The organism is Streptomyces sp. NPDC088746 (genome assembly GCF_044751065.1).
Taxonomy (GTDB): domain Bacteria; phylum Actinomycetota; class Actinomycetes; order Streptomycetales; family Streptomycetaceae; genus Streptomyces.
On the sequence record NZ_JBIVLA010000001.1, the window covers coordinates 740,752 to 760,017 of the forward strand.

At 69.7% G+C, this 19,266-nt stretch carries 17 protein-coding genes and 1 tRNA gene; 7 read left to right on the plus strand and 11 right to left on the minus strand.

Going from position 1 to position 19,266, the window contains the following annotated elements:
• Positions 1-82: 82 nt before the first annotated feature.
• Positions 83-535: a hypothetical protein gene (locus tag ACIP63_RS03615; protein ID WP_401511052.1), complete on the plus strand. Its 453-nt coding sequence runs from the start codon at positions 83-85 to the stop codon at positions 533-535.
• A gap of 869 nt (positions 536-1,404) precedes the next feature.
• Here ACIP63_RS03615 and ACIP63_RS03620 read toward each other — a convergent pair.
• Positions 1,405-1,581 carry a helix-turn-helix domain-containing protein gene (locus ACIP63_RS03620; RefSeq protein WP_401511055.1) on the minus strand — a complete coding sequence of 59 codons (177 nt, stop codon included), beginning with the start codon at positions 1,579-1,581 and terminating at the stop codon, positions 1,405-1,407.
• Between the two features lie 586 nt (positions 1,582-2,167).
• Positions 2,168-2,239, minus strand: a tRNA-Val gene (locus ACIP63_RS03625).
• 197 nt (positions 2,240-2,436) lie between these two features.
• On the opposite strand from ACIP63_RS03625, the gene ACIP63_RS03630 reads away from it, so the two are divergent.
• The 4 genes from ACIP63_RS03630 to ACIP63_RS03645 all read left to right on the plus strand — a co-directional run bounded on the left by ACIP63_RS03630 (position 2,437) and on the right by ACIP63_RS03645 (position 5,587).
• Positions 2,437-3,210, plus strand: a complete 774-nt coding sequence (locus ACIP63_RS03630; protein WP_401511058.1) for a DUF4097 family beta strand repeat-containing protein — start codon at positions 2,437-2,439, stop codon at positions 3,208-3,210.
• A 70-nt stretch (positions 3,211-3,280) separates the two neighbouring features.
• Positions 3,281-4,648: a hypothetical protein gene (locus tag ACIP63_RS03635; RefSeq protein ID WP_401511061.1), complete on the plus strand. Its 1,368-nt coding sequence runs from the start codon at positions 3,281-3,283 to the stop codon at positions 4,646-4,648.
• A gap of 120 nt (positions 4,649-4,768) precedes the next feature.
• Positions 4,769-5,353, plus strand: a complete 585-nt coding sequence (locus ACIP63_RS03640; protein ID WP_401511064.1) for a DUF4383 domain-containing protein — start codon at positions 4,769-4,771, stop codon at positions 5,351-5,353.
• A gap of 9 nt (positions 5,354-5,362) precedes the next feature.
• Positions 5,363-5,587: a zinc ribbon domain-containing protein gene (locus ACIP63_RS03645; protein WP_401511065.1), complete on the plus strand. Its 225-nt coding sequence runs from the start codon at positions 5,363-5,365 to the stop codon at positions 5,585-5,587.
• Between the two features lie 91 nt (positions 5,588-5,678).
• Here ACIP63_RS03645 and ACIP63_RS03650 read toward each other — a convergent pair whose 3' ends face one another.
• The 3 genes from ACIP63_RS03650 to ACIP63_RS03660 are packed head-to-tail and all read right to left on the minus strand — an operon-like array spanning position 5,679 to position 10,191.
• Positions 5,679-6,554 carry an HAD family hydrolase gene (locus tag ACIP63_RS03650; RefSeq protein ID WP_401511068.1) on the minus strand — a complete coding sequence of 292 codons (876 nt, stop codon included), beginning with the start codon at positions 6,552-6,554 and terminating at the stop codon, positions 5,679-5,681.
• Positions 6,551-9,022: a phosphoribosyltransferase gene (locus ACIP63_RS03655; RefSeq protein WP_401511071.1), complete on the minus strand. Its 2,472-nt coding sequence runs from the start codon at positions 9,020-9,022 to the stop codon at positions 6,551-6,553. The genes ACIP63_RS03650 and ACIP63_RS03655 overlap by 4 nt, the downstream gene beginning before the upstream one ends.
• 8 nt (positions 9,023-9,030) lie before the next feature.
• Entirely contained in the window at positions 9,031-10,191 is a 1,161-nt protein-coding gene (locus tag ACIP63_RS03660) for an HpcH/HpaI aldolase/citrate lyase family protein (protein WP_401511074.1), read from the minus strand.
• A 211-nt stretch (positions 10,192-10,402) separates the two neighbouring features.
• On the opposite strand from ACIP63_RS03660, the gene ACIP63_RS03665 reads away from it, so the two are divergent.
• Entirely contained in the window at positions 10,403-11,293 is an 891-nt protein-coding gene (locus ACIP63_RS03665; protein ID WP_401511076.1) for a TerD family protein, read from the plus strand.
• 33 nt (positions 11,294-11,326) lie between these two features.
• Here the strand turns inward: ACIP63_RS03665 and ACIP63_RS03670 are convergent, their stop codons facing one another.
• The 6 genes from ACIP63_RS03670 to ACIP63_RS03695 all read right to left on the minus strand — a co-directional run bounded on the left by ACIP63_RS03670 (position 11,327) and on the right by ACIP63_RS03695 (position 16,009).
• Entirely contained in the window at positions 11,327-12,061 is a 735-nt protein-coding gene (locus ACIP63_RS03670; RefSeq protein WP_401511078.1) for a Tellurium resistance, read from the minus strand.
• 161 nt (positions 12,062-12,222) lie between these two features.
• The gene (locus ACIP63_RS03675; RefSeq protein WP_401511081.1) at positions 12,223-13,371 is read right to left on the minus strand and encodes a DUF475 domain-containing protein; all 1,149 of its coding nucleotides are present in this window, start codon (positions 13,369-13,371) and stop codon (positions 12,223-12,225) included.
• 71 nt (positions 13,372-13,442) lie between these two features.
• Positions 13,443-14,018 (minus strand): TerD family protein, encoded by a 576-nt coding sequence (locus ACIP63_RS03680; RefSeq protein ID WP_104785332.1) that lies wholly within the window; start codon positions 14,016-14,018, stop codon positions 13,443-13,445.
• 151 nt (positions 14,019-14,169) lie between these two features.
• Positions 14,170-14,745 (minus strand): TerD family protein, encoded by a 576-nt coding sequence (locus tag ACIP63_RS03685; protein ID WP_124276684.1) that lies wholly within the window; start codon positions 14,743-14,745, stop codon positions 14,170-14,172.
• A 194-nt stretch (positions 14,746-14,939) separates the two neighbouring features.
• Positions 14,940-15,407, minus strand: coding sequence for a peroxiredoxin (locus tag ACIP63_RS03690; RefSeq protein WP_401511085.1), 468 nt, complete (start codon positions 15,405-15,407; stop codon positions 14,940-14,942).
• Positions 15,408-15,571: 164 nt separating this feature from the next.
• Positions 15,572-16,009, minus strand: a complete 438-nt coding sequence (locus tag ACIP63_RS03695; protein ID WP_031092598.1) for a DUF3052 domain-containing protein — start codon at positions 16,007-16,009, stop codon at positions 15,572-15,574.
• Positions 16,010-16,489: 480 nt separating this feature from the next.
• Here ACIP63_RS03695 and aceE point away from each other — a divergent pair, with 480 nt between their 5' ends.
• Positions 16,490-19,231, plus strand: coding sequence for a pyruvate dehydrogenase (acetyl-transferring), homodimeric type (aceE, locus tag ACIP63_RS03700; RefSeq protein ID WP_401511089.1), 2,742 nt, complete (start codon positions 16,490-16,492; stop codon positions 19,229-19,231).
• The last annotated feature ends 35 nt before the right edge of the window (positions 19,232-19,266 follow it).

Here is a 19,266-nt window from a genome sequence, read left to right on the forward strand (position 1 = left end):
CGGCCTCAACTCGGCTGCCCACATTCGCAATCAGCCGCAATCGGCGCGCGCATTCGCACCCCGAATCTCTAACGTGCTGGTCATGGCCACACGGACACGCAATCCAGGCTCGGACTGGCTGGCGTCCAACGCCCCGGACCCCGTACAGGTGCACCGCGCATGGGACCGCGACGAACTCGCGCTCGTCCCCACCGGCCAGTGCTGGCTGGCCGTCGAGGCCGCCCTCATGCCGAGCGTGACCGCCATGCAGCGCGTCGGCCCCGCCCGGCTCGGCCCCGTCCTCGTCCACCCGGAAGCCGACCGCGCATGGTGGCTGGTGCCAGCCGGTGTGCAGCAGCTCCTCGAGGACTTGCCGCAGCTGACGGTGCACCCCGCCGGGTGGGCGCTGCGCTGCCCGCCGGCCGAGCGGTACCTAGACGGGCTGGGGTGGTTGGAGAAGCCGGACGGCTCCGGCCTGTTGACTGACCCCGCAACGCTCGGTGCTGCGTTCGGCCCTGGGGGCAACCTCCACCTGTCCGCCGGAGCGTTCTGTTGACGGCCGTGGAGGCCAGCCGCCCGTTGCCGGAGGCCGAGTCTCTGTCCCCGCAGCAGCAGCGCGGCGTGCACTGCGTGTGGTGCAGCACCCCATTACGCAACGGGCACGCCGTCGACCTCGGAACTCAGAAGCTCGACCTCGGCGGGTGCGTTGTCCGCTGGTTCCCTCGCTCTTGTCCTACTTCATGCCCGAAGGGATGACGACCGTGACCAACCCAGCTTCCTCGACCCCACGGAACGCCGCGCCGCCGGAGCCGGAGCCGGAGCCCTCGACGCAGCCACAAGTCCGGCGGCGCGCCGCCCAAGACCCGGTGTTGGACAACCTCATCTGGCTGCAAGGGAGCCGGTCAAGGCGCCTGGGCCTCGACCGCAAGCGCTGAGCTTCCGCCCCGACCGCGCATTCCTTGGCCGGACTGCGGTCGGGGCGGGCCACCACCCGCCCTACGAGACGGAGGCACAACATGCGTACCACCTTCGCGACGAAGCCAACAGAAGGCAGGGGGCTGTCATGGTCAGCATCTTGAGGCCGGCCACGAGCCCTACCGCTGTCCGCATCTGCGAGGCGTGCTGGGCCGCCCCGGTCGAAGGAACGCGCGTAACCGCGGATGGGACCGATCTGGTGTGCCGCGGCTGCGCGATCGGCCAGTACCCGCGCCGCGTTGACCTGTTCCCGCCGCTGGGCATCTTCGGGCTGACGGCACGGAAGCTGGAGATGGGCCGGCACGGCAGCGGTCGACCGCAGACGCCGCCGGACCAGGGGCCCTCACTGCCGCCGGGCCGACCGACACCGTCCCCGCCGGGCACACCGCCGGTCTGATCGGAACTCCCTGTCCGTACCCGTGGCCGGCGGTGGCCGGGGTGCGGGCGGGGTCAGGTCCGGACGAGGTCGACGAGCGGAACACCGATGGCGTCGGCGATTCGGATGAGGGTGTCGAGGAGCGGGCTGCTGTGGCCCTGCTCGATGTTGCTGTACGTCGCGATGCGGATGCCGGCGCGCAGCGAGACGTCCTCCTGGGAGAGGTTCGCGTCGAGACGTGCAGCGCGCATGCGGTCGCCGATAGCCCTGCGCCTGGCGTGGACGCGGTCGTCGGGCATCGGCTGGTGGTGCACCTGCCCACGTTCGCGGGCAGCATGATCACTTGTCTTTACGGTTGACCGTAAAACGAACGATCAAGAAGATGACACGCAGCGCAAGCGGTCGTATCCGGAAGGGTGCGACATCGAAGCGGCTCAAGGGTGTTCGCGTGTCCGCCCGATTGAGCCGTTAGGCGTCAGGCTTCGGTCAAGACGCCCCGCCCCGCACCCAACCAGGTGCGGGGCGGTCTACGTTGGACAGCAGAAGGCCCCCACCGACAGACGCGGTGGGGGCCTTGCTTCCGTGGGCCGGGCCTCCCCGCCGCAGCACCACAGAATGTCGGGAGGCGCGTGTCAGGCGCGTGTGGGGAGTCACGCCTGCCCCTCCCTGCGCAGCACTCTACGTGCCTGCTGCACTGAGTCCATCCCTCAAAAGGGTGACGGATGACAACCAATCCTGTGGGGATGTGGCATCCATGTGGCATCGATCATGGAAACGGCCCCCCGGTCCGAGTGGACCGGGAGGCCGTAACAGGCTCTCACCTGCAAGTTCCTACTGTGGGCGCGGACGGTTTCGAACCGCCGACATCTGCTTTGTAAGAGCAGCGCTCTACCCCTGAGCTACGCACCCTTGGATGAGGCAACAGGTTACATGGCCCACGCCCCCCAGCGGCAATCCGGTTCCTGGCCGGACACGGCCGGGGTCCCCGGGCCCGCGTACGGGGGTTACCCCCACCCCGGAGACGGTAGCCGTCCGGATCGTCGTGGGGGTGGGCCCGTACATACGGTGTAGCCACATCGCCGGCGCTCTCAGGGGGACCCGACACCATGACCATCCGTACACGACGCACCGACGCACTCGTGGCCGCCGCCGGGACCGTGCTCCTCGTGACCGCGCTCAGTGGCTGTGGGAGTGCGGATGCGGAGGACGCCGCCGCCGAGCACAAGGCGTTCGCCTTCAGTGGGGACTCGCTCACCATCGACGCCGAGAACTCGACCCTGGAGCTCGTGCCCGCCGACGTGGAGCAGATCGAGGTCACCCGCCGGTTCGACGGGTGGGTCGTGCTGGGGAGTGGGCCGGATCCCGTCTGGAAGCTCGAGGGGGACGAGCTGCGGCTGGAGGTGAAGTGCCGGGCGGTGATCAGCAACTGCGAGGCGCACCATGAGGTGAAGGTGCCCCGCGGGCTGGCCCTGACCGTGCAGGGGGACAACGGGAAGGTCACCGCGGCCGGTTTCAGTGCCCCGCTCAAGATCTCCGCCGACAACGGCGGCGTCGACGTGCGTGACATCTCCGGGCCGCTGGAGCTGCACTCCGACAACGGCTCCGTCGAGGCCGAGCGGATCTCGGGGAATTCGGTGATCGCCCGCTCGGACAACGGGTCGGTGCGCATCGGGTTCACCCAGGTCCCGAACCTCGTGGACACGGTGAGTGACAACGGGAGCATCTCCATCGACCTGCCGGCCGGGAAGAGCGCGTACGCGGTGTCCGCCGAGGCCGAGAACGGTGACGTCTCCGTCAGGGTTCCCCGCAGCGAAAGCAGCGAGCACGTGGTGAGGGCGCGCAGCGACAACGGTGAAGTCACCGTCCGAAGTGCGAACTAACCGGCCCGTGCGTTCGTCCTAACTGGTGCGAGAATGAACCGGGCAGGGCGAATCGGCACGGGAGAGGGATGTGACGGCGACACACACGCGGCCGCAGGCGAAAGCGAGTGTTGGTTCCGCCGTCAGGGACGCCCTGGTGCTGATGCTGCTGCCGGTCCCCCTGGTCGTCGCCGCGCTGCCCGGCGCCTTCGCCGGCGGGGGTACGCGCCGTTGGTTCGGGGGGCGCGGGGAGAATCAGCGCGCCGACGCGCAGGCGGCGAAGGACGCGGCGGCTGCCGCTTTCTACGAGCTGGACACCGCTCAGCGCGATCTGCGGATCTCGATCGAGACGATCACCGCCGTGGACAGTTCGCCCCGCGCCCGCAAGGCCGCGGACGACTTCGCGGCGCTGGGCCGGCGGATCGACGAGGTCAGCCACGAGTACATCACCGCGGTCGACGCCCATGACCTCGACCGGGACGATCTGGAGCCTTCGGCGGCGGCCGGTGCGCGGACGCAGCTGACCCGGGCGAAGGACGATCTCGTGCGGGTGAAGGGTGAGCTCGACCGGTTCGCCCAGGGGCTCGGGACGCTGCTCAGCAGCGCGGAGACCCAGCTCGCGCGGCTCGCTCCCGCCGTGGAGCGGGGCCGCCAGGCCCTGCTCGCCGCGAGCAACGCGCTGGACGCGGTGCGTGCCTCGGGGCTGCGGGCGGACGATCTCGCGGCCCGGCTCGCGGCCCTCGCCCCGGAGCTGACCAAGCTCAACCAGGGCGCGGGACAGCACGGTGTGGCGGAGACCCTGCAGCGTGCGGACAAGGTGCTGCGGGACGCCGAGGCGATCCGGGCGGAGGCGGACCAGCTTCCGGAGCGGGCCGCCGAGATCGACCGCAGGCTGGTGTCGCTGCGCACCCGGGCCCAGGCGCTGACCACACGCGCCGGGCAGGTCGAGCCGGTGCTCAGCGAGCTGCGGCGGCGCTTCTCGGCCGCCTGCTGGCAGGACCTGCAGCCGGTTCCCGAGCAGGCGGCGGTCAATGTCCGGCAGGCCGAGGCGAAGCTGGCGGAGGCCGCCGAGGCACGGTCCGAGCAGCGCTGGCCGGATGCGACGTCCCGGCTGAGTACGGTCCGGGCCTTGCTCAACGCGACCGACGAGGCGGTGTCCGCCGCCGGGGACCGGTTGCAGCGGCTCGACGCGGTGGCGAAGAACCCGCAGGCGGAGATCGACCGCACCCGGTTCGTGATCCGGGACGCCCAGCGCCTCGCCATGGCCGGGCGCAACACGCCGGACCAGCGTCACGCCCGCCCGCTGGACGACGCCGTGGCGCGGCTGGAGCGGGCGATCGAAGGGCTGGACGGACGCCACCCCGACTACTGGCACTTCCTCACGGAGACCGAGGCCGTGCGCCGGACGGCGACCCGTGTGGTCTCCGCGATCCGCGAGGAGCTGGGCGGCGGCACCTGAGCGTGCCGGAGGCCGCGGGCAGGGGCTGAGTTGTCCCCGGCCGCCCGTGGGCCGATCCTGGAGGTACGCAGCGGCTTCCGCTGAGGCGTCCCTGGCCGCACTCGGCCGAAGGAGGCCGTCATGGCCACTCACGTCCTGCATCCCACGCGCCGGCCCGGCAAGCCCGCCCGCCGCAAGGCCGTCCTCGACGACCACCTCCCCGTCGACCACCGCCTCAGCCGGGTCTACCGGGCGGGGGCGGGCCTGATGGGCCTGCTGCTCGTCGCCTTCGGGATCCTGGGGCTCATCGACCGTATCGGCTTCTTCGACACCGGCGGCGACACGGTGGCGGGCCTGAACACCAACGGTGCGCTGAGCATCCTGTCCATCTGTGTCGGGCTGCTGCTCTTCGTCGGCATGGTCATCGGCGGGAACTTCGCCTCGACGCTGAACATGGTCCTGGGCATCGCCTTCATCCTCAGCGGGTTCGTGAATCTGGCGCTGCTGGACAGCAGTGCCAATTTCCTGGCGTTCCGCATGCAGAACGTGATCTTCAGCTTCGTGGTCGGGCTGCTGCTGATGATGTTCGGCATGTACGGGAGGGTCACCGGCGGGCTGCCCCACGACAATCCGTACTGGCGCGCCCGCCATCCCGAGCAGGTCGCGAGGGAGGAGCGCCGCCCCCGCTCCTCGATGCCCGAGGTCGCGAGGGGGAAGAGGCTCTAATCTGGGGCCATGCCTCGTTACGAGTACCGCTGCCGCCCCTGCGGCGAGACGTTCGAACTCAGCCGCCCGATGGCCGAGTCATCCGATCCCGCCTCCTGCCCCGCCGGGCACGAGGACACCGTGAAGCTGCTCTCCACCGTGTCGGTGGGCGGCGGCTCGGCCTCCGCGCCCGCTGCCGCACCCGCGGGCGGCGGTGGCGGTGGGGGCTGCTGCGGTGGGGGCTGCTGCGGCTGACTCCCACGTCACCGTGACGCGCAGATCCGCCACGCCCTGACCCGGCTGCTGCGGCGGCCCGACCAGCTTGCCGAAGATCGCTCGCGCGTGCTCAGTGCACCCGCAGGGGGTCGGCGGCGCGCAGGAAGCGGCGCAGGATCTCCTCGCCCGCCGCGCCGCCCCGCTCCCGGAGCACCTCGGTGTTGGGTGCGCCCCAGCCGCAGTCGGCCAGCTCACCGTGGCCCGGGCGCCAGGCCCGGTCGGCGGCGAGCAGGAGGTCGGCGTCCAGGAGCGAGTCCCCGGCGGCGAGCGTGAGCGTGGCACCGCTGCGGCGGGCGACCTCGTGCATGGCGGCACTCTTGGTGAGCGGCTTGGGGACGGCGTAGATCTTGCGGCCCTGGAGCGAGACGGTCCATCCCTTGGTGTCCGCCCAGGCGGACAGCTCCTTGACCCAGCCCTCGGGGAGGGCTCCGCGGTCGACGACGAGGTAGGCGAAGAGGTCCTCGGCGACCCGTTCCTTGAGCAGCCAGGAGGGGTCGCCCGCCGCCTGGAGGTGGGCGCGGACCTCGCCGAGGGAGGCGCACTCGCCCGCGATCCGGCGGGCCACGTGGTCCTGCCAGTCCGGGTCGGAGACGCCGTCGACCAGGATGTGTCCGCCGTTGGCACAGATGGCGTACCGGGGGGCGGGTCCGGGCAGGTGGATGCGGCCGTACTGCTCCCGGGTCCTGGTGGTGGTCGGGACGAACACCGTGGTGCGGGCCAGCTGGTCGAGCAGTGCGGCGGCCGTCTCCGTCATGTAGCAGAGGGGCGCGCCGCCGTACACCTCCACGCAGAGCAGACGGGGAGCATGCTCGTCCGGCATGGTCAGCTGGAGGGAGGCCGCCGAGTAGATGAGGGTGCGGTCCAGGTCGCTGGCCACCAGCGTCACGGGGTCGTCCCCGGAGGTGCCCGTGGTCGCGTCGTCGGGCGTGTTCACGGTCTCGCTCACTTCGCCGTCACCGCCGTGCCGTCCGCGCCGGTGGCGCCGCGGGTGTACTTGGGGTGGATCAGTCCGACGCAGGTGTACGGGAGTTCTCCGACCTCCTCGACCGGGACGCCGCGCTGCTCGGCGAGCAGCCGTACGTGGTCGAGGTCGGCGCCGGCTCCCCGCTTGGCCAGGATCTTCCAGGGAACGCGGCGCAGCAGCACCCGGGTCGTCTCGCCGACGCCGGGCTTGACCAGGTTCACGTCGTGGATGCCGTACTCCTCGCTGATGCGCTCGACGGCGGCCCAGCCCTCCCAGGTGGGGGCGCGGTCCGCGGCGAGCAGTTCCTTCGCCTCGGCGTCCACCGCGTCGCCGACCTCGTCGAAGCGGGCGGCGACCGTGTCCAGGAAGAGGCCGGAGACGTCGGCGCCGGCGAGCTCGCTGTAGAACTTCGCGCCGTGGAAGTCGTGCGGGCCGACCAGGTCGGAGCGCAGGACCGTACGGGAGATCAGCCCGGACACCGTGGAGTTGAGGCAGGCGGACGGGATGAGGAAGTCCTCGCGCGTCCCGTACGTCCGTACGCAGCCGCCCGGGTCGGCCAGTACGGCGATCTCCGGGTTGAAGCCGCCGAACTCCTCCAGTGCTGCGGCGAGTTCGCGGGTGATGGCGCCTTTCCCGGTCCAGCCGTCGACGAAGACGACGTCCGCCGGGTCGTGGTGGGCGGCCAGCCAGCGCAGGGCGTTGGCGTCGATGCCGCGGCCACGGACGATGGAGACGGCGTAGTGCGGCAGGTCGAGGCCGTGCCGGTGCTGGGCCCACCGGCGCATGAGGACCCCGACGGGGGTTCCGGCGCGGGCGAGGGAGACCAGGACGGGGCGGGGGCCCCTCTCCGCCAGGACGGTCTCGGTGACGGTGCCGACGGCCCGGGCGATACGGGCCGCCGAGGTCTCCAGGGCCGCCTTGAACAGCTCCTGGTACTGCGGGCTGGGCTGGTACTCGACGGGCAGCGACTCGGCGTAGTGCGCGCCGCCGCTCTGGATCGCCTCCTCGCGCTCCTCGGTGGGGGCTTCCAGCGCGGTGTCGGAGAGGTCCTGGAGCAGCCAGCCGACGTCGTCCGCCGCGTAGGAGGAGAAGGCGGGTCCCCGGAGGGGTTCGGGCAGCATGGCGGCTTCCTGCCTGTGTGAGGTCGGCACGTACGAGGGGACGACCGCGAGCACGACCTGGTCGGTGTGGCCGGCGAGCCGGGCCAGCAGCCCGTCCGGGGCGTGCAGGGCGGGGGTGTCGCCGGCGGAGTCGACCACCGCGACGACGGCGTCGAAGCCCGCGCCCGCGACGTTGTACGCGTACCGGTCGCCCGGGCCGTCGGCGGGGTCGTCGTGGGCGGGGAAGACGAGGCGGCTGCGTATGGCGTAGCCGGGGTCGTCGACGGCGAGGACGGGCGAGCGGGTGGTGGTGGAGTAGCGCACGTCGGCCGTGGTGGCGTCCTCCAGCGCGGTGGCGAGCCGCAGGGGCGCGTACATCAGCTCCTCGAAGCCGAGGACGAGTACCCTGCGGGCGTCGCCCACGGCGTCGGCGATCCGGGCGGCCATGCCCGGCAGAGCGGCTTCCAGGGCCGCGCGGTGGACGGGGGTGAAGCCGTGGCGGCCGCCGTCGGGTACGCCGGCCGGCCAGTCCAGGGTGACGCGTGCGGGGGCGGTCCGTGGCGCGGGGGGCTCGTCCGGCGCGTGTCCGGCCTCGTACGCGGCCACCAGGTCCCGGCCCTTCTCCAGGACGCCGTCGGGCAGGCGCACGGTGCCCCGGGCGCGGGCCACCAGGTCGACGCGCGCACCGATCTCCTCGGCGAACTCGGCGAGCCGCCCCTGGTCGGCCTCGGAGCGCATGTCCACCAAGGCGACGATGACGTACCGGTCGCGGGGGTAGCGCGCGTGGAGGGCCCGGATGGTGTTGAGCACGGTGTTGCCGGTGGAGAACTCGTCGTCGACCAGGATCAGCGGAGAGCCCTCCGCAGACGCGTCCAGCAGGTCGGGGTCCTCGGGCAGCAGCAGATGGGAGGTGGCGTGCGAGTGCGCCTCCTCGAAGCCGCCGGCCTGTGCGACGCCGGCGACGGGGCGCCGGGTCGAGTGGAGGTACGGCGCCACCCCGAGCCCGTCCGCGACGGCATGGCCGAGGCCCGTGGCCGTCTCCGCGTAGCCGAGGACGACCGCGCGGCGGGCCTCCGCCTCCCCCAGCAGGTTCCGCACCCGCTCGCCGAGCTCGAAGCCCACGCCGTGGACGACGGACGGCCGCTGCGGCACGTGCTTGCCCAGGACGTTCGACACGAGCAGATGGGCCCGCTTCGGATTGCGGCGCAGGGCGAGGCCCAGCAGCTCCCGGAGCTCCCCGTCGCCGACGAGCTCGACCCCGAGCCGCTCCGCGACCCAGTTACCCGACCACTCCACGTCCACTGCCTCTTCTTCCCGTATCTGCTCGTCCGCCCGCCCCTGTACGCCCATGCCCGCGCTCAGGCCGTCACGCCGGCGGCCAGGAGCTCCACGAAGCCGACGTCCTCGCGGGCCACGCCGAAGACGTCGGCCCGCAGGAGGGTCCGCTCGGCCCAGGCGCGGTGGGGCTTCACTTCGTTCATCTTGTTCGTGTACGCGGAGCGCAGCACCCCGCCGCCGCCCCGCTCAGGCCGCAGGATGTCCTGCGCGTCGCTGTACTCCTCGTGGCTGACGACCGACAGCGCGTGTACGGGCAGGACGTGCGACGGATGGATGCAGGTCTTGCCGAGCAGGCCGTTGGCCCGGTCCAGCTCGATCTCACGCAGCAGCCCGTCAAGGTCGTGCTCGATGAGCGCGGTGCGCAGCTCCTCGGCCTGGCCCATGAAGGGGCTGCGGCGCAGCTGGGGCTTGAACATCCGCTCCTGGAGCCGGAAGTACTCCCACACGGGCCCGGTGATGGTGAAGCCGGTGCCGTCCGACCGGCCCAGCACGTTGACGACGTCGCCGATGACCGCGCCGACGATCTGGACGTCGTACGCCGTCATGTCGGGGGCCCGGCGCAGGCCGTAGGCGGAGCAGAAGTCGGTGACGCCGAGCCGCAGCGCCAGGACCCGGTCGCGGTACTTGTCGACGGTGCGGGAGATTCCCCGCAGGGTCTCGCCCCTGGTCTCCAGGTGCAGCAGCTCGGGTGATTCGAGGACGGGCATCGCGAACAGCCGGTGCCCGCCGCTCGCTTCGGCCGCGGTGAGCGCCTCCAGGAAGAGCTCACCCCGCTCCTCCGTGAATTTCGGAAGTACGAATCCGGACAACAATCGGACGGAGCTGCCGAGCCGCCGTACGAGGTCGGTGATCTGCTCCGGCTCGCGGACCCTGATGAAGAGCAGCGGCACCTCGGCGTCCCGCGCCTCGAGGTCGGCGAACTGCCGGACCAGGTTGGCCTCGGCGCCGACCACTTCGGCGTCGTCGATGGAATCCTCCAGGCAGAGCACCATGGAGACCACTCCCTGCCCGCCCTGCTTGATCACGTCGTCGGCCAGCCTGGGCCGGGTCGCGGGGCTGTAGAGCGTGGCCCCGAGGGCCGTGGACAGCAGGCGGGAGGAGGAATCCGCGTCGAATGCACACGGCTCCCTGAAGAAGAGAACCTCCCGGACAGCGGGCGAGATATGCCCGAAATGACGCATGTGATTCCCCCGTACTGCCTGATGGACCGGAAAACGTATGGCCGGTAATAGTACGTTCGGGGAGGTGTCGCCGGTTCCCCGTCCTTGTGAACTTCAGGTGTCCCCGGCGTATCTCACGCCCCGCGCGGCGCGCCTGCGTGCCCCTCGCGAACCCTGCCTGGCCTACTGGTTCGTACCCCCGCGTTGTCCGGACACCACCCCAGCAGGCAGGATGACCGCCATGACGCACGCGATGCTGAAGGGCTCGAACGTCCCTCTCGACGCCATGGCCGTACGGGCCGTGCTGCGATGGACCCCGGGCGCCGGGGTCCCTGATGTGGACGCCTCGGCCCTGCTGATCGGCCCCTCCGGGCAAGTGCGTTCCGACGAGGACTTCGTCTTCTACAACCAGCCGCGGCACCCGTCGGGCCTCGTGCGGCGCCTGCCCAAGCGCAGCGCCCCCGAAGGGCTCACGGACACGATCGAGGCGGACCTGTCCGCGCTCGACCCCTCCGTGGAGCAGGTGGTCATCGCCGCGTCCTGCGACGAAGAGGCGTTCGAACGCGTGACCGACCTGCGGATATCGCTGTACGACGCGGCGTCCGCCGACGGTGAGCCGCTCGCGGTGTTCGATGTGCGCGCGGAGACCGGTGAGGAGACCGCCGTCATCTGCGGCGAGCTGTACCGGCGGGGCGACGGCTGGAAGTTCCGGGCGGTGGGGCAGGGCTACCCGACGGGCCTCGTCGGGCTGGCCACCGCCTTCGGGATCTCGGTGGACGAGGCGGAAGCCGCCTCCGAGCCCGGCCCTGCGGCCGTGCCCAGCACCCCCGACGCGCCCGCCCCGTCCGTCCCCGAGGCCACGGCGCCCTCGCCCGACTCCCAGGCCACGGTCCAGCACCAGCAGCCCGCGTACGGCTACCCGCAGCCGTCCGTGGCGCCCCAGCCCGCCTACGGCTACCCGCAGCAGCCCGCAGCGGCCCCTCAGCCCGCCTACGGCTATCCGCAGCCCGCCGCCCCGGCGCAGCCGGCGTACGGCTACCCGCAGCCGGCCGCGACGGCGGCGCACGCCGCGGACCCGAATTTCGTGCTCCCTCCGCAGGGCCCGCAGTTCCTCCGGTCGTGAACCGGAGGCGCGGACGCCCTTCACGGTGCGCACTCAGGCCCGCGTCTTGTAGCCGCGTCCCCACTGCATACCGAAGCCGTACATCCGGTCCAGTTCCGACTGGAAGCCGTAAACGAACTTCACCTCGCGGCGCACGATCAGCTCGCCCTTGACGTTCTCGACCGTGAACACCGCGCAGGAGCGGGCCTGCGGGGCCCGTTCGTCCAGCTCGATCTCGATGCGCGGGCCGTTGCCCGGATAGAGCGTCACCTTGGCGTGTGTGCGGTCGAAGGCCGGGGTCTGGTCGTAGATGTACACGAAGAACAGCAGGCGCTTGAGCTCGTCGCGCTTGTCGAGGTTCACGTAGACCGTCTCGCCCGACGGCGCCCCGAAGCGGTCGTCGCCGCTGAGCCTGACGTACGGCGCCGCGTTCAGGTCGCCGATGAGGTTGCCCAGGGGCTGCACAACGCCCTTGGTGCCGTCCGCCAGTTCGTACATGCAGCCCAGGTCCAGGTCCACGTTGACCATGCCCTGGGTGTGCGCCTGGACCACGTCGGGCTGGAAGAGCTTCAGCGGACGCAGCAGCCGCCCGCTCTGCCGCGACCTTCCGCCGAAGTCCGACGTACGCATCCGCCACGACAGGTTGACGCGCAGGTTGCCCGACAGGGCGCCCTGCTTGTTCAGCGAGACCGTGGCGTTGCGCTTGGAGAGCACGATCGAGTTCGTCGCGGAGTTACCCGACTCGAACTGCGCGGCCCGCCGCGGAAACAGGCCGTCCCAGAAGGCCATCCCAACCCCCATATGTATCGGTAGTAACGCCCGACCCCGCACCTGCGGTTCCCACGCCCCGCACGCCACTGCGGGGCGGCCGCCGGGCCGGGTCCGGGTGTTCCCGGAGAACCGCCACCGTGGCCGCCCCGCAGAGAGAGCGTTCCTCAATCCTTACCGGGTCACACCCCGGAGGACACTTCCGCCTTGGAATCGGAGCCGCCGCCGTCGCCGCCGGCTGCGGCGATGGCCTTGTTGCGGCGCACCGAGGACCAGAAGGACCAGCCGATCAGCACGACCCCGACGAGACCGGTGATGATCTCGTTGATCTCGTACTGGATGGTGATGAGCAGGATGACCGACAGCGCGCCGATCGCGTAATGGGCGCCGTGCTCCAGGTAGACGTAGTCGTCCAGCGTGCCCTGGCGGACCAGGTACACGGTGAGCGAACGGACGTACATGGCGCCGATGCCGAGGCCGAGGGCCATCAGGACGATCTCGTTGGTGATGGCGAAGGCGCCGATGACACCGTCGAACGAGAAGGACGCGTCGAGGACCTCGAGGTAGAGGAACATGAAGAACGCGGCCTTGCCGGCGAGGACCACCGCGGAGGGGGACTTGCCGGACTTCCTGGCCTCTTCCTCGGCCTCGTGCTCGCGCTCCTCCTCCTCCTCGAGCTTGTTCTCGAAGAATCCGGAGAGACCACCGACCACGAGGTAGGTGATCAGACCCGCGATCCCGGAAAGCATGACGGTCGACGCCTTGTCGGCGTGCCCGCCACCGTGCTGGTGCGCGTGGGTCGCGACGGTCATGGCCGCGATCATGAGGACGATCAGCGCGACACAGACCGACAGCATGTCGACCTTGCCGAGCTTGGCGAGCGGGCGCTCCAGCCAGCCGAGCCACTTGATGTCACGGTCCTCGAAGATGAAGTCGAGGAAGATCATGAGCAGGAACATGCCACCGAAGGCGGCGATGGACGGGTGGGCGTCCGTCACCAGTTCCTTGTACCGGTCGGGATCATTGAACGAGAGGTCGATGGCCTCGATGGGTCCGAGCTGCGCGCTGATGGCCACGATCACGACGGGGAAGACCAGCCGCATACCGAAGACCGCGATGATGACACCGATGGTGAGGAAGATCTTCTGCCAGAAGGCACTCATCTTCTTCAGGATTCCGGCGTTGATCACCGCGTTGTCGAAGGACAGCGAGATCTCCAGGATCGACAGGATCGCAACGACGCCGAATGCCTGCCACCCCCCGTAGAACACCGCTGCGACCAGGCCGAGCGCGGTAACCGCGAACGACCAGCCGAAGGTTTTCAGAAGCACTGGCTACCCCATCGTGTATGTAACGGGTCTCCCCCGGTTGAGTACGGGGCTCCCCCGCGCCGTGCGCGGCTTTACGAAACGTTGACCCCGAAGTCTAGAGCGATGCCCCGCAGCCCTGACGCGTACCCCTGTCCGACTGCACGGAATTTCCACTCGCCGCCGTAGCGGTAGAGCTCACCGAAGATCATCGCCGTCTCCGTCGACGCGTCCTCGCTGAGGTCGTACCGTGCCAGCTCCTGGCCGTCCGCCTGGTTCACCACGCGGATGAAGGCATTGGCCACCTGACCGAATGTCTGCCCACGATTGTCGGCTTCATGGATCGAAACCGGGAAAAGAATCTTGTCGCAGTGCGCCGGCACCTGCGTGAGGTTCACGATGACGGACTCGTCGTCGCCGTCGCCCTCCCCCGTGAGGTTGTCGCCGGTGTGCTCGACCGAGCCGTCGGGGCTTGTGAGGTTGTTGTAGAACACGAACCACTCGTCGCCGAGGACCCGGCCCGACTGGCACAGCAGTGCGCTGGCGTCGAGGTCGAAGTCGGCTCCCGTCGTGGATCGTGCGTCCCAGCCGAGCCCGACCAGCACCTGCGTGAGATTGGGTGCGGCCTTGGAGAGGGAGACATTGCCTCCCTTGGCGAGCGTGACGCCCATGGTGTGTCCTCCCCGAGTCGATGGACGATATGGCGGCCCGGCAGGGCTCCTGACGGACGCGGGGCGGGCTGCCGAGCGCGTCCGGCGCCGCACGTGGTGCGGCGCCGGACGCGATGGAGCTGCGGGTGTCCGGAGGATGCTCCGGACCGGCTCAGACGTTGACGCCGAAGTCCTGCGCGATGCCGCGCAGACCCGAGGCATACCCCTGGCCGATGGCACGGAACTTCCACTCCGCGCCGTTGCGGTAGAGCTCGCCGAAGACCATGGCGGTCTCCGTCGAGGCGTCCTCGCTCAGGTCGTAGCGGGCGAGCTCGCTGTTGTCGGCCTGGTTCACCACGCGGATGTACGCGTTGCGGACCTGGCCGAAGCTCTGCTGACGGCTCTCGGCCTCGTAGATCGAGACCGGGAAGACGATCTTGTCGACATCGGCCGGGACGCCGGCCAGGTTGACCTTGATGACCTCGTCGTCGCCCTCGCCCTCACCGGTGAGGTTGTCACCGGTGTGCTCGACCGAACCGTCGGGGCTCTTGAGGTTGTTGAAGAAGACGAAATTCCCGTCGCTGCCGACCTTGCCCTCGGCGTTCGTCAGCAGCGCGCTGGCGTCGAGGTCGAAGTCACCGCCGGTGGTCGTCCGGGCATCCCAGCCCAGACCCACGATGACCGCGGTCAGGTTCGGCGCGGCCTTGGTCAGCGAGACGTTGCCGCCCTTGCTGAGGCTGACTCCCACGAGTCCTCCAAAAGTTTTGAGAGGGCCGGCAGACACCAGCGCCCCCGTCGTGCGTTGGCATCGGATCAACGATTGGATCCTAGTGACCGGTTCCCGGCCAAAACAGGCTTTTGGCCGGTCGCCGCCAGGAGATCCCCGGATCCGGCAGGTCGCAAACCCCGGATCCCGAACAAGCCGTATCAGGTCGGGCCGGATCAGATCGCGTCGAGTGCCTTCACGTAGTCGTTCAGGTCACGCGCGTCCGGCAGGCCGTTGACGACGGTCCAGCGGACCACGCCCTCCTTGTCGATGATGAAGGTGCCGCGCACCGCGCAGCCCTTGTCCTCGTCGAAGACGCCGTACGCCCGCGAGGTCTCCCCGTGCGGCCAGAAGTCCGAGAGCAGCGGGTACTCGAGGCCCTCCTGCTCGGCGAAGACGCGCAGGGTGTGGATCGAGTCGTTGGAGACGGCGAGCAGCTGGGTGTCGTCGTTCTCGAACCTGGGCAGCTCGTCGCGGAGCGCGCACAGCTCCCCCGTGCAGACACCGGTGAAGGCGAAGGGGTAGAAGAGCAGCACCACGTTCTTGGCGCCGTGAGAACCCTGGAAATCAGAGAGCTTCACGGTGCGCCCGTGGTTGTCCTTCAGCTCGAAATCCGGAGCCTTCGTGCCGACCTCGATCGCCATGTAAAACGCATCCCTTCACGAACGTCACACTTCCCGGCCTGGGCCGTCCGGGTGACACCCACCCTACGCAGCGTCCCGAGGCGGACCTGGGCAGGTCCGCCCCGGCGCGTACGAAGGCCCCCGGCGGCGCGATGCCGTCGGGGGCCCAGGTGGTGAAAGAGCTCTCAGCGCTTGGCCGGGGCCCCCTTGGGAGTGACCAGACGGCTGCCCGTCCAGTCCTTGCCCGCGCTGATGCTCTTGGTCTGGGCGAGACCAGCTGTCTGGGCAGCCTCGTTGATGTCGCTCGGTTCGACGTATCCGTCGCGGCCGGTCTTGGGCGTCAGCAGCCAGACCGCCCCACCGTCCTCGATCAGACCAATGGCATCCACCAGCGCGTCCGTAAGGTCGCCGTCCTCGTCACGGAACCAGAGCAGGACGACGTCAGCGACGTCGTCGTAGTCCTCGTCGACGAGTTCCTGGCCGATTGTGGCCTCAATGCCCTCACGGAGCTCCTGCTCGACGTCGTCGTCGTAGCCGATCTCCTGGACCACCTGTCCGGGTTCGAACCCAAGCCTTGCGGCCGTGTTGGTCCGTTCCTCCGCGTGGTCCGCGGTCGCGCTCACGGGTTGCCTCCTGATCATGTTTCGGAAAATGCTTCAGCCACGCGCGTGCGCGGGGCATTGGCCGTAGTCCACACGGGCTCGGCGAATCGCGCAAGTACCCGGCGTCCGAGACCGCCTAAACGGTGACGTTCCCTGCCACGTCGCCGCAACTACCGGCATGTCTCCTGCGGGGCCGGAAATGGTGTCCGGACCCTTTACGTCCTTCCTCAGCTTATGCCGTTTCGCTCCGCCATTCGGATTCGAACGGGCTTTGGGAACGCTTGGCCGGGTTGGGCGTATGGTTGCGGTTTGGGCAGGACCGCTCTCGCGCTGCTGGTACTGGTGCCCGGACACGGCGTCCTGGAACCTCGTGTTACCCCACAGTAGAGATGACGTCCGGCTCCTCGCGGTACACGATGGAGGCGGCGTACAGCAGCCGCCCGGGGGTACGTTCCCCGCATACAGGCCCCGAAGAGCACCACCGAACAGCGAAGGAACAGCGTGGCTTCCGGATCCGATCGCAACCCGATCATCATTGGCGGCCTTCCGAGCCAGGTCCCGGACTTCGATCCTGAAGAGACCCAGGAATGGCTCGACTCCCTCGACGCCGCCGTCGACGAGCGCGGCCGTGAGCGGGCCCGCTATCTGATGCTCCGGCTCATCGAGCGCGCGCGCGAGAAGCGCGTGGCCGTGCCCGAGATGCGCAGCACCGACTACGTCAACACGATCGCCACGAAGGACGAGCCGTTCTTCCCGGGCGACGAGGAGATCGAGCGCAAGGTCCTCAACGCGACCCGGTGGAACGCCGCGGTGATGGTCTCCCGCGCCCAGCGGCCCGGGATCGGTGTCGGCGGCCACATCGCCACGTTCGCCTCCTCCGCCTCGCTGTACGACGTGGGCTTCAACCACTTCTTCCGGGGCAAGGACGACGGCCTGGGCGGCGACCAGATCTTCTTCCAGGGACACGCGTCCCCGGGCATCTACGCCCGCGCCTTCCTGCTCGACCGGCTGAGCGAGGCCCAGCTCGACGGCTTCCGCCAGGAGAAGTCGAAGGCGGGCCACGCGCTCTCCAGCTACCCGCACCCGCGGTCGATGCCGGACTTCTGGGAGTTCCCGACCGTCTCGATGGGCCTCGGCCCGCTCGGCGCGATCTACCAGGCGCGGATGAACCGATACATGGAGGCGCGCGGCATCGCCGACACCTCCAAGTCGCACGTCTGGGCCTACCTCGGCGACGGCGAGATGGACGAGCCCGAGTCGCTCGGCCAGCTCTCCATCGCCGCCCGTGAGGGTCTCGACAACCTCACCTTCGTGGTGAACTGCAACCTGCAGCGCCTCGACGGACCCGTGCGCGGCAACGGCAAGATCATCCAGGAGCTGGAGTCGCAGTTCCGCGGTGCCGGCTGGAACGTCATCAAGCTGGTCTGGGACCGCACCTGGGACCCGCTGCTCGCGCAGGACCGCACGGGCATCCTGGTCAACAAGCTGAACACGACCCCGGACGGCCAGTTCCAGACGTACGCGACCGAGACCGGGGCGTACATCCGTGACCACTTCTTCGGTGACGACCCGCGGCTGCGGGACATGGTCAAGGACATGTCCGACGACCAGATCCTGCACCTGGGCCGCGGCGGTCACGACCACCGCAAGGTCTATGCGGCGTACGCGGCGGCCAAGGCCCACAAGGGCCAGCCGACCGTGATCCTGGCGCAGACGGTCAAGGGCTGGACGCTCGGACCGAACTTCGAGGGCCGCAACGCGACCCACCAGATGAAGAAGCTCACGGCGGACGACCTGAAGCGCTTCCGTGACCGCCTGCACATCCCGATCGCGGACAAGCAGCTGGAGGACGGCAACCCGCCGTACTACCACCCGGGCCGCGACTCGGAGGAGATCCAGTACATGCACGACCGCCGCCAGGGTCTGGGCGGTTACGTCCCGACGCGTGTGGTGCGGGCGAAGCCGCTGCCCCTTCCGGACGAGAAGGCGTACGCGACCGCGAAGAAGGGTTCGGGTCAGCAGTCGATCGCCACGACCATGGCGTTCGTCCGTGTACTGAAGGACCTCATGCGGGACAAGGAGATCGGCAAGCGTTTCGTGCTGATCGCGCCCGACGAGTACCGCACCTTCGGCATGGACGCGTTCTTCCCGAGCGCGAAGATCTACAACCCGCTGGGGCAGCAGTACGAGTCCGTGGACCGTGAGCTCCTCCTCGCGTACAAGGAGTCGCCGACCGGCCAGATGCTGCACGACGGCATCTCCGAGGCCGGCTGCACGGCCTCGCTGATCGCCGCGGGTTCGGCGTACGCCACGCACGGTGAGCCGCTGATCCCGGTGTACGTCTTCTACTCGATGTTCGGTTTCCAGCGGACCGGTGACCAGTTCTGGCAGATGGCCGACCAGCTCGCGCGCGGATTCGTCCTGGGCGCGACCGCCGGCCGTACGACGCTGACCGGTGAGGGGCTCCAGCACGCGGACGGCCACTCGCAGCTGCTCGCGTCGACGAACCCGGCCTGTGTCTCGTACGACCCGGCGTTCGGGTACGAGATCGCGCACATCGTCAAGGACGGCCTGCGCCGGATGTACGGCGGGGCCCCCGACGAGAACGAGGACGTCTTCTACTACCTCACCGTCTACAACGAGCCGATCCAGCACCCCGCCGAGCCCGCCGATGTGGATGTCGAGGGCATCCTCAAGGGCGTGCACCGCTACCGCGCCGGCGAGAAGGGCCAGATCCCGGCCCAGATCATGGCGTCGGGTGTGGCGGTCCCGTGGGCGGTCGAGGCCCAGCGGATCCTCGCCGACGAGTGGAACGTGAAGGCGGACGTCTGGTCGGCGACCTCCTGGAACGAGCTGCGCCGTGAGGCGGTGGAGGTGGAGCGCCACAACCTGCTCCACCCGGAGGAGGAGCAGCGCGTCCCGTATGTGACGCAGAAGCTCTCCGGCTCCGAGGGCCCGTTCGTGGCGGTCTCGGACTGGATGCGTTCCGTGCCCGACCAGATCTCCCGCTGGGTCCCCGGCGCGTACCAGTCGCTGGGTGCGGACGGCTTCGGCTTCGCCGACACCCGGGGTGCGGCCCGCCGCTTCTTCCACATCGACGCGCAGTCGATCGTGCTGGCGGTGCTGACGGAGCTGGCCAAGGAAGGCAAGATCGACCGTTCGGCGCTGAAGACGGCGCTGGACCGCTACGAACTGCTGGACGTGACCGCCGCGGGCCCCGGCCCGGAGGGCGGCGACGCGTAGGGAACCCACGGTTCCGGAAGAAGGGCGGCGGACCC